This window comes from Nocardioides albidus (assembly GCF_006335005.1).
Classification (GTDB): domain Bacteria; phylum Actinomycetota; class Actinomycetes; order Propionibacteriales; family Nocardioidaceae; genus Nocardioides; species Nocardioides albidus.
This window is the reverse complement of the sequence record NZ_VDMP01000012.1, coordinates 22163-31864: the sequence shown is the minus strand read 5'-3', so window position 1 is coordinate 31864 and position 9702 is coordinate 22163. Positions and strand designations below refer to the sequence as shown.

Sequence of the window (9702 nt, the reverse complement as noted above, 5' to 3'; positions counted from 1 at the left end):
CCAAGCGCAGCCGCCTTCGGCTGCCTCCGCCGCAGCCCAGCGAGGTGCAGGTGCTGGGCAAGGGCGCCGATGCGGCGCCGGCGGTGGTCGACCTGTTCGAGCGGCTGGGAGTGGTGGCGCGATGATCCTCGTCCTGATCGAGACCGACGCGACGGGTGCGGTGGAGGTCTCCCGCGAGACCCTCACCTTCGCCCGCGACCTGTCCGCCGCCGGCGGCGGCGTGCCGATCGACGCCGTCGTGGTCGGCGACCCGGCAGGCTCCGTCGACGAGCTCGCGAGCCAGCTGGCGGCGTACGGCGTGCGCGACGTGCACCACGCCACCGGCGATGCCTTCAGCGCCTACGGCGGCGCGGCGTGGGCCAGCGCCGTCCAGTCCGTGCGCGAGACCACCGGATCGGTCGTGGTGACCGCGGCCGGGACGCCGCGCGGCATGGAGGTGATGGCCCACCTGGCCGCGCGCCTCGGTGTCGCCATGGCCGCCAACGTCGTCGCGTTCGACGGCCTCGCGCCGTTCACCGTGACCCGGCAGGTCGTCGGCGGATCCGTCCTCGAGGACATGGTCCTCGACCAGCGTCCGGCGGTCTTCACCGTCGCCGGCCACGCCGTCGAGGCCGCGCCCGCGGCGACGCCGGGCGACGGTCGACTGGTCCCCGCCAGCCCTGAGATCGCCGCGGCGGACCTCGTCGCCCGCGTGGTCTCGGCCGACCCCCCGCAGGAGGACCTCTCCGGCGGACTCAAGACGGCACGCGTGGTCGTCGGCGGCGGGCGCGGAGCCGGCAGCGCCGACGGCTTCGGCGACCTGATCGAGCTGCGCGACCTCCTCGGCGGCGCCCTCGGCGTCTCGCGCGTCGTCACCAGCCTCGGCTGGCGCCCGCACCACGAGCAGGTCGGCCAGACCGGCAGCCGGATCTCGCCGGAGCTGTACGTCGCGTGCGGCATCTCGGGGGCCATCCAGCACTGGGCCGGCTGCTCGAGCGCGAAGACGATCCTCGCGATCAACACCGACGAGGACGCGCCGATGGTGGCCAAGGCCCACTATGCGGTGATCGGCGACCTGCACGAGGTCGTCCCGGCCATCAACGAGGAGCTGCGCCGGCGGCGCGGGGGCGGGTGAGCGCACCGGGTGGGTGAGCTGTACGTCCTCGAGATGGACGGCATGGACCAGTCGGCCGTCGATCTCGAGGACCCGACCCGCCTGGTCTTCGACTACGTGCGCCGCATCGGCGACCTCGTCGACGCCCTGCCGGCCGGGCCGCTGCGCGTGCTGCACGTCGGGGGAGCGGCGATGAGCCTGCCGCGCTACGTGGCCGCGACCCGGCCGCGCTCGGCGCAGATCGTCCTCGAGCCTGCCGCCGACATCGTCGACCGGGTGCGCGCCGAGGCCCCGCTGCCGGCCAGGAGCGGGATCAAGGTGCGCCCGGTCGACGGCGAGAGCGGCATCCTCGCGGTCCGCGACGACTCGCAGGACCTGGTGATCCTCGATGCCTTCGAGGACGGCGTCGTGCCCGTCTCGCTGACCACGGCGGCGTACGTCGAGCAGGTGGGCCGGGTGCTCGCGCCGGGCGGCCTGTTCGTGGCCAACCTCGTCGACCGGCCGCCGTACCCGCGGGTGCGGGCGTTCGTCGCCGCGGTCCGTGCGCTCGGCGAGGTCGCGGTCGGCGCCGAGCCGGCCACGCTCAAGGGGCGACGTCCCGGCAACCTGGTCGTCGCGAGCGGAGCCGTCCCGGCCGGCGCCTTCGGCACGCCCTCGCCGCTGGAATATCGCGTGTTCCACGGTCGCGCGGTGGCCGACGCCTTCGGTGGCGGCCGGCCGGGCTGACGCTAGGAGCGGGCTCCGTCCACCTTCGCTGTCGGCTGCTGCCCGGGAATGCTGTCGGCCTTCACCGCGCCCCGCTGCCCGAGCGGCCGGGGCGGGCCCACCGTGGTGTCGCGGACCGTCTGCTGCTCGGCCTCCGCGTTGATCTCGGCGCCCAGGAGCACGACGTACATCGTGAGCCACAGCCACAGCAGCAGGATGACGACGCCGGCCAGCGCGCCGTAGGTCTTGTTGTAGGACGCGAAGTTGTCGACGTACAGCGAGAAGCCCAGGCTCGCGACCAGCCAGATCACGGTGGCGACCACGGCGCCCACCGAGACCCAGCTCAGACGCGGATCGTCACGGTCGGGCGCCAGACGGTAGAGCAGCGCCAGGCCGACCGCCATCACGGCCACCAGCCCGACCCATCGCGCCGCCTCCAGGCCCCACCGCGCCGGACCCGAGCCGACGACGTCGTCCAGGACGGCCGGTGCCGCGGCCACGAGAGCGACGGCCACGACGACGAAAACGATCGCGCCCAGCGTGAGACCGATCGCCAGCAGCTTGCGCTTGACGAAGCCGCGCGTCTCCTCCTCGTCGTAGGCGATGTTGATCGCGGTGATCACATTGCCCACGCCGCCCGACGCGCTCCACAGCGCCAGGACGAGGGTGACCAGCAGACCCAGGCCCAGCGACTGCTGCGGGGTCGAGGCGATCGCCTTCAGCTGGTCGGTCAGCAGCGACGCCGCGTCGTCGGGCAGGCCACGGGTGATCTCGCGCACCTGCGTCTCGACATCGGCGGGATCCCGCACCAGCCCGTAGAGCAGCACCGAGGCGACGATCGCCGGGAAGAGCGCGAGGAAGGAGTAGAACGCGACGCCCGCGGCCATGAGCGGCACCTGGTCGATCCTCGCCTCGTCCCACGCGCGACGGGTGATCTGCCACCAGCCCCGCGGCGGGATGTCCTGGGGCCTCTCCGCCCCGGCGCCGGGGTAGCGGCGGTCGAGCTGGATCTGGTTCGCCATCTCGGGAAACCTCCGGGTCAGGACTCCGCCTCGGCCTCCAGGGTGTCCTGGAGCTCGCTCTTGCTCATCGACGAGGCGCCCGAGACGCCGGCGTTGGCAGCCTGCTGGTCGAGCTCGGCCTTCGTGATGTCGGCGGGCTGGTCGCCGAGGTGCGCCTGCCGGGACGCGAGGAAGGCCTCGCCCAGCTCCTCGCGGCGGGCATCGTCCAGGCGCGCGCGGATCCCCGGCAGGACGGTCTTCTCCTCCTCCTCGACGTGATGCGTGATCGCGTCGACGAGCTTCTGCAGCGCGGTGGGGAAGTCGGGCGAGTCCGGATCCGTCTCGGCCACCGCCTTGGCGAGCTGGTCGGCCTCGAGGTGCTCCTTCTGGCTGTGCTCGACGTCGTCCTCGCCGCCGGCCTCCCGGGCGGCGGGGTAGACCTCCAACTCCTCGGCCCGGCTGTGTGCGGTGAGCAGGGTGGTCATCACCGGCACGAGAGCGGCCCGCTTGTCGGGCTCGTTGAGGAGGGTGTCGAAGAGCTTCTCCAGCTCCCGGTGGTCGTTCATGATCAGGTCGACGACGTCCTTGCCCATGGTTGCTCCTTGTCCGAGAACACCGATGGGCCCACGACCGGGCCCGCTCGTCGCCGTACCCGCGGCTGCCGCGGGGATACTCCGTCCGCGGCCCATACCGCGCGGTCGGAAAGTGTGCTATGACCGTCCCATGACCGAGACCCTCAGCCCCGCCATCGCGCAGGACCTGCCCCAGCCGCCGACGTTCGCGACGGTGGAGGAGGAGCGGCAGCACCGCAAGCAGCGCCTGGCCGCCGGCTTCCGGCTCTTCAGCTCGTGCGGCTTCGACGAGGGGGTCGCGGGGCACATCACGGCCCGCGACCCGGGACGGCCCGACCACTTCTGGGTCAACCCGTTCGGCATGCACTTCAGCCAGATCAAGGCGAGCGACCTGATCCTCGTCGATCACGACGGCAACGTCGTGGAGGGGAGCCGCCCGGTCAACCGGGCCGCGTTCGCGATCCACTCGCAGGTCCACGCGGCCCGACCCGAGGCGGTCGGTGCCGCGCACGCGCACTCGCTCTACGGCAAGACGCTCTCGAGCCTCCGGATCGGTCTCGAGCCGCTGACCCAGGACGCCTGTGCCTTCTACGACGACCACGCCCTCTTCGAGGACTACACCGGGGTCGTGCTGGACGTCGAGGAGGGCCGACGGATCGCGGCCGCCCTCGGTGGCAACAAGGCGGTGATCCTGGCCAACCACGGCCTGCTGACCGTGGGCGACACCGTGGATGCGGCGATCTGGTGGTTCATCACGATGGAGCGCAGCTGCCAGTCCCAGCTCATCGCGATGGCGGCGGGCACACCACGCCCGCTCGACCACGCCACCGCCAAGCTGACCTACGAGCAGGTCGGTCCCGAGTTCGCGGGCTGGTTCCAGTTCCAGCCGCTCTTCGACCGGATCGTGGCGGCTCAGCCGGACCTGTTGGACTGATGTCGAGCTTCCCCGGGCAGCCCGGGCAGCCCGGGCAGCCCGGGTGGGCTCAGGCCTCGGCGGGCCGGTCGTTGTAGGCGCCGGCGAGCTCCTGGCCGGTCAGGGCGTGGATCGCGGCCATGATCTCGTCGGTCGCCTCGCGCCGGGCCCGGCCGGGGGCGAGGCCGTCGAAGCGCCCGGCGAAGTCGAGCGGCTTCCCGAACCGGACGGTGACCTTGGCCAGCCGGGGCAGGTTCGTGTCGACCGGCTGGAGCTCGTCGGTCCCGAGCAGGCCGACGGGCACGACGGGTACGCCGGCGGTCAGGGCGAGCTGCGCGACGCCGGTGCGCCCGCGATAGAGCCGCCCGTCCCGTGAGCGGGTGCCCTCGGGATAGATGCCGAACGCCTCGCCCCGCCCGAGGACCTCGAGGGCCACGTCGAGCGAGTTGAGCGCCGCGCGGGTGTCGTCGCGGTCCACCGGAACCATCCCCAGACCCTCGAACCACGCCCGCTGGAGCCGTCCGCGCACGCCGGAGCCGGTGAAGTAGTCGGACTTCGCCAAGAACACCACCTTGCGCGGCGCCACGATCGGGATCACGACGCTGTCGACGAAGCTGAGGTGGTTGCTGGCCAGGAGGACCGGCCCGGTCATCGGGACGTTGTGCACGCCCTCGACGGTCGGTCGCCAGACCGCGCGGGCGAGCGGCGGAACCACCGTGTGGAGGACCTCGTAGAGCACCCGGTCAGCCTAGTGGTGAGCGGGGCTCCCACCGGCCGCGGTCCTCGCCTTGGGCGGACGCACACCCCTCAGGCGTGACTGCGCGAGGAACGATCGTGCCGCACCCGGTCACGCCGGGCCCCGAGCGCGGCCACCACGAGCGCCCAGAGGGTGATGCCCGTGCCGCCGACGGCGAAGAGGGCGTCGAGGGCGTCGGTGAACGGGATGCTAACGGCCGCGGCCGCGAAGCAGACGCCTCCGACCACGCCGAGGACCGCGGTCACCCGGTTGCCCAGGTCGCCCGCGACGCCGCCCACGACGGCGAGCACCGCCAGGCCGAGGGCCCAGGGTGCGTCGGCGAGGGTCTCGTCGATCGTCATGAACACGGTGAGCGCGTTCGGCTCTCCGTCGGCGATCGAGTCGGCGGCGAGGGGGGCGAGCAGGTGGGGCACCATCGCGACCGTCGTGACGGCGGAGACCACGGCCATGACGCGGACGACGCGCCGGGTCTCACGGGTCAGCCCGGGTCGGGTGCGCAGCCGCAGGAACGCGACGGTGAACAGTCCGAACGCGACGAGCAGGCCCACGTGCGAGGGATACCAAAGGTCGCTGAGCAGCATGTCGTGCAGCTGCTCGACCTTGTCGCCGGTGCCGCTGTCGTTGGGGTGCAGCGCGCCGCCGGCGTTGAACGCCGCAGCGGCGCCCACGAGGGCGGCGATGGTCGCGCCGTCGAGGGCCCGGCGTGCCCGGGCGGGGGAGTGGAGGGTGGTCATGACAGGTTCCCTTCGTCGGAGGGAGCCAGGCTGCGCCGCCGGGCCGGGTCCGCGGTACGGGGATGTCCCTGTCGGCGCACGAGCAGGGTTTTCCCGGGTACGACGGCCGGTCGCCTGTGCCACGATCGGAGCGTGACGAGGTCGGCCCGGACCGGGATGCTCTCCGTGGTCGCGGCCAGCGCCGCATGCGTGCTGGTCGTGGTCGGCCTGACCCGCGGGATCTGGTGGGCCAACATCCACAACGGCATCCTCGGCGTCAGCCTCTCCCTGGTCGGCGCCTGGCTCGCGACCGAGCGGCCGCGCAGCCCGGAGGGGAGACTGTTCCTCGCCGCCGGCATGGTCGAGGCGCTCATGTTCGCCGGCCGCCAGGTCGGCCACACCGCGTCCGGGACCGTCGCCTCGTGGCTGGGCTGGCTCGGCGTCTGGCCGATCGTCGTGGGCATGTTCGCGACGACCCTCGCGATCGTGTGCTTCCCCGACGGCCACCTGCCCTCGTCGCGGTGGCGTCCGGCGGCGCTGGGAGCCGCCGTGCTCGTCGTGGTGTGTGCCGGGCTCTCGGCCCTGTGGCCCGTCGAGTGGGCGTCGGCGGGGCTCACGGTCGCCGCCCCCTTCAGCCTGCCCGGCCGGGCCACGGCGGAGGCCGTGTGGCAGGTGCTCGCGCACCCGTTCTACGTCGTCCTGCAGGTCTCGTGGGTGGTCGCGGTCGCCGTCCGACTGCGCGCGGGCCGGAGTCGAGCCCCGCTCCTCGGCCTGCTGCTCGGCGCGGCGGTGGCGCTCGGCGTACTCCTGGCGGGGCAGGCGGTCGCAGGCTCAGCCCGACCCGGGTTGGTCATGGTGTCGCTGGTCCCGCTCGCGGCGGGCTGGTCCGCCGTCCACGGCCACGCGCTGACCCGGTACCGCGCGCTGGCCTGGCTCACCGACGCCCATCGGTCGCCCGGCCTGCCCGCGGCGCTCGCCCGGTCCGCGGCCGAGGCGCTGGACGCCCCGCAGGCATCGGTCTGGATGGGTGGCGAGTCGTCGCTGCACCCCGTGGCCGTGTGGCCCGAGACGGGGGTCGACCCGGCCCCCGGCCCCGCGTCCGCCCTGCCGGAGCGCACGTGGCTGGTGCGCGAGGGCGACGACGTGGTGGGAGCGATCGTGGTGCCGGGCGTGACCGTGCTGACCCGCAGCGAGGAGCGCATGATGCAGGATCTCTGCGCTCAGGCCGCGCTGCTCCTGGACCGGCTGACCCTGGCCGAGCTGGTGCAGCGGGAGCGGTCGGCGGGCCACCTCGACCGGCTGACGCCGCGGGAGCGGGATGTCTTGGAGCTGATGGCGCGCGGCCTGACCAACGCGGCGATCTGCGAGGAGCTGCACCTCAGCGTGAAGACCGTCGAGCCGCTCGTCAGCACCGTCTTCGTCAAGCTCGGGCTGCACGCCGACCCGGCCGTGAACCGCCGGGTGCTCGCCGCGCTGGAGTTCCACCGCGCCTGAGCAGCCGGCCGTGGGCTCGACCTGTCAGACTGCCGACGTGGTCGATCTCTCAGCACTCCGGCACCGCACCGAGCACGTCAACGGCATCGAGCTCCACGCCGTCGAACTCGGCGAAGGCCCCCTCGTCCTCCTGGTCCACGGCTTCCCGGAGTCCTGGTACTCCTGGCGCTACCAGCTTCCGGCGCTCGCCGAGGCCGGCTACCGGGCCGTCGCCATCGACGTCCGCGGGTACGGCGGGTCGTCGGCTCCCGAGGCGATCGAGGACTACCGCATGCTGCGGCACGTGGCCGACAACGTCGCGGTGGTCGAGGCCCTCGGCGAGGACAGCGCGGTCGTCGTCGGGCACGACTGGGGAGCCCCGATCGCCTGGGCGTCGGCCCAGCTGCGCCCCGACGTGTTCCGGGCGGTGGCCGGCCTGTCGGTGCCCTTCTCCCCGGCGGGGCCGACCCGGCCGACCGACGCGTTCGCGGCCATGGGCGGCGACGAGGAGTTCTACATCTCCTACTTCCAGGAGCCCGGCCGCGCGGAGGCGGAGATCGAGGCCGACGTCCGCGACTGGTTGCTGGGGATGTACTTCACCGCCTCGGGCGAGGGCGTCCGCGCCGCGAAGGAGGCGGGTCTCGGGCCGTCCGCGCTGATCGCGCCCGGCGGCCGGATGCAGGACAGGTTCGTCCGCCCCGACGAGCTGCCCGCCTGGCTGACCGAGGACGACCTCGACTTCTACGTCGGCGAGTTCGAGCGCTCCGGCTTCTCCGGGCCGCTCAACCGCTATCGCAACGTCGACCGGGACTGGGAGGACCTGTCGGTGTGGGGCTACCACCCCATCCAGGTGCCGGCCCTCTTCGTCGGCGGCAGCCTCGACGGGCCGACCCGGTGGGGGAGCAGGTCGATCGACCGCTTCGACCGCACGCTGCCGCGGCTCACCCGCTCCGAGATCCTCCCGGGCTGCGGACACTGGGTGCAGCAGGAGCGACCCGACGAGGTCAACGCCCTTCTGCTGGAGTTCCTTCGAGGGCTGTGAGCCCGGCGGCGTCGCGCTGCGGCGTCGGCACGGTGACCCGGTCCATGCGGACGGCGGCGGCCGCGGCGAGCAGCATGCCGACGGCCACGGCGTACCAGGCGTGTCGGAAGCCGGTCGACGGGTCGGCCGCGGCGCCGTCGACGACGCTGACCAGGACGGCGACGCCGAGCACCAGCCCGACCTGGCGGGCCATGCTCACGACCCCGCCGCCGGTCGAGGACTGCTGCGGCGGGAGGGTCGCGGTCCCGGCCGCCAGCAGGTTGGGGACGGCGAGACCGACGCCGATCCCGCCGAGGATCCAGGCGGGCAGGAAGTGCGTCGCGTAGGCCGGCGTGACGCTCTGCGCGCTGGCCTGCCACAGCGCCGACGCGGCGAACACGACACTGCCGACGGCGATCATCGGACCGGGCCGCGCGCCCGGGAAGCGGCGGTGGGCGAGGACCGAGGTGATCGGCACGGCGAGCGGTCCGACGGCGACGGCGAGGCCGGTGCGCAGGGCGCCGTAGTCCCAGACCTCCTGCATCCACAGGATGCCGCCCAGCAGCGCGGCGCCGAACGCACCGTTGAAGACGAAGGTGGCGATCGTCGCCCAGCGGAAGGCCGGCACCGCCACCAGGCTGGGCATCACGACGGGGGAGGGGTGGTGCGTCGTACGGCGGACGAACGCCGCCGTGGCGAGGAGGGCGATCGCGAAGGCGCCGATGGTCCCCGTCGAGCCCCAGCCCCAGTCGTTGCCTTGGACGATGCCGAGGACGAGCGCACCCACCGCGACGACGAGCAGCGCCGCGCCGGCGAGGTCGGGGATCGGGGTGCCGTCGTTGTGGCGCACGTCGGGGACGTGGCGCAGCGCGCCCACCACGAGCAGCACCCCGATCGGGAGGTTGATCCAGAAGGCCCACTGCCAGGAGATCTGCACCAGACCGCCGCCGACCGCGGGGCCGAGGGCGGCGGCGACGGCACCCGTGGTCGCCCAGAGGCGGGCGGCGGGAGCGCGGCGCTCGGGCTCGACCGCGGCGAGCAGGAGTCCGAGGCTCGCGGGCGTCATGGCTGCGGCACCGATCGCCTGCACGCTGCGGAATGCCACGAGCCACCAGACCCCGGGCGCGAAGCCGCAGGCCAGACTGGCGACGGTGAAGACGGCGAGGCCGGCCACGAAGCCGGTCTTCTGGCCGTAGCGGTCGGCCAGTCGTCCCATCGGGACGAGGAACGCGGCGAAGACCACGGCGTACGCGCTGAGGATCCAGCTCAGCTGCGCCAGGTCGGCCGTGCGGAAGTCGTGCCCGATCTCGGCGAAGGCGACGTTGACGATGAACATGTCGACGCCGGTGAGGAAGGCCGAGCCGATGAGGATCGTGACGACGAGCCGCTGGCTCTTGGTTGGCATAGCCAGGACTGTAGATCGCTGACTATGGAAAAAGCAAGCTAGAATGTCG

At 73.2% G+C, this 9702-nt stretch carries 10 protein-coding genes; 5 read left to right on the top strand and 5 right to left on the bottom strand.

The window, feature by feature from the left end:
• Positions 1–121 precede the first annotated feature (121 nt).
• Positions 122–1114: an electron transfer flavoprotein subunit alpha/FixB family protein gene (locus tag FHP29_RS01355; protein ID WP_139621083.1), complete on the top strand. Its 993-nt coding sequence runs from the start codon at positions 122–124 to the stop codon at positions 1112–1114.
• A gap of 9 nt (positions 1115–1123) precedes the next feature.
• Positions 1124–1819, top strand: a complete 696-nt coding sequence (locus FHP29_RS01350; RefSeq protein WP_240044232.1) for a spermidine synthase — start codon at positions 1124–1126, stop codon at positions 1817–1819.
• Between the two features lie 2 nt (positions 1820–1821).
• Here FHP29_RS01350 and FHP29_RS01345 read toward each other — a convergent pair whose 3' ends face one another.
• Together FHP29_RS01345 and FHP29_RS01340 are read right to left on the bottom strand one after the other, a co-directional pair.
• Positions 1822–2820, bottom strand: coding sequence for a YihY/virulence factor BrkB family protein (locus FHP29_RS01345; protein ID WP_139621082.1), 999 nt, complete (start codon positions 2818–2820; stop codon positions 1822–1824).
• 17 nt (positions 2821–2837) lie between these two features.
• Positions 2838–3392 (bottom strand): hemerythrin domain-containing protein, encoded by a 555-nt coding sequence (locus FHP29_RS01340; RefSeq protein ID WP_139621081.1) that lies wholly within the window; start codon positions 3390–3392, stop codon positions 2838–2840.
• Positions 3393–3522: 130 nt separating this feature from the next.
• Between FHP29_RS01340 and FHP29_RS01335 the strand changes: the two genes are divergently transcribed.
• Positions 3523–4305, top strand: a complete 783-nt coding sequence (locus tag FHP29_RS01335) for a class II aldolase/adducin family protein (protein ID WP_139621080.1) — start codon at positions 3523–3525, stop codon at positions 4303–4305.
• Between the two features lie 49 nt (positions 4306–4354).
• Here the strand turns inward: FHP29_RS01335 and FHP29_RS01330 are convergent, their stop codons facing one another.
• Positions 4355–5023: a lysophospholipid acyltransferase family protein gene (locus FHP29_RS01330; RefSeq protein ID WP_139621079.1), complete on the bottom strand. Its 669-nt coding sequence runs from the start codon at positions 5021–5023 to the stop codon at positions 4355–4357.
• A gap of 68 nt (positions 5024–5091) precedes the next feature.
• A complete protein-coding gene (locus FHP29_RS01325; RefSeq protein WP_139621078.1) occupies positions 5092–5775 on the bottom strand; it encodes a hypothetical protein in 684 nt (227 codons plus the stop codon).
• 132 nt (positions 5776–5907) lie between these two features.
• On the opposite strand from FHP29_RS01325, the gene FHP29_RS01320 reads away from it, so the two are divergent.
• Complete coding sequence (locus tag FHP29_RS01320) at positions 5908–7248, top strand: helix-turn-helix transcriptional regulator (RefSeq protein ID WP_139621077.1); 1341 nt, start codon at positions 5908–5910, stop codon at positions 7246–7248.
• A 37-nt stretch (positions 7249–7285) separates the two neighbouring features.
• Entirely contained in the window at positions 7286–8269 is a 984-nt protein-coding gene (locus tag FHP29_RS01315) for an alpha/beta fold hydrolase (RefSeq protein ID WP_205013777.1), read from the top strand.
• Here the strand turns inward: FHP29_RS01315 and FHP29_RS01310 are convergent.
• Positions 8232–9653 carry an MFS transporter gene (locus FHP29_RS01310; RefSeq protein WP_139621075.1) on the bottom strand — a complete coding sequence of 474 codons (1422 nt, stop codon included), beginning with the start codon at positions 9651–9653 and terminating at the stop codon, positions 8232–8234. The two genes, FHP29_RS01315 and FHP29_RS01310, sit on opposite strands and share 38 nt — an antisense overlap.
• Positions 9654–9702: the final 49 nt, after the last annotated feature.

What these genes read in the sequence shown, in the direction of transcription:
- FHP29_RS01355 (WP_139621083.1), top strand. Translation starts at nt 122, where the DNA reads ATGATCCTCGTCCTGATCGAGACCGACGCGACGGGTGCGGTGGAGGTC.
- FHP29_RS01345 (WP_139621082.1), bottom strand. Translation starts at nt 2,820, where the DNA reads ATGGCGAACCAGATCCAGCTCGACCGCCGCTACCCCGGCGCCGGGGCG.
- FHP29_RS01340 (WP_139621081.1), bottom strand. Translation starts at nt 3,392, where the DNA reads ATGGGCAAGGACGTCGTCGACCTGATCATGAACGACCACCGGGAGCTG.
- FHP29_RS01335 (WP_139621080.1), top strand. Translation starts at nt 3,523, where the DNA reads ATGACCGAGACCCTCAGCCCCGCCATCGCGCAGGACCTGCCCCAGCCG.
- FHP29_RS01325 (WP_139621078.1), bottom strand. Translation starts at nt 5,775, where the DNA reads ATGACCACCCTCCACTCCCCCGCCCGGGCACGCCGGGCCCTCGACGGC.
- FHP29_RS01310 (WP_139621075.1), bottom strand. Translation starts at nt 9,653, where the DNA reads ATGCCAACCAAGAGCCAGCGGCTCGTCGTCACGATCCTCATCGGCTCG.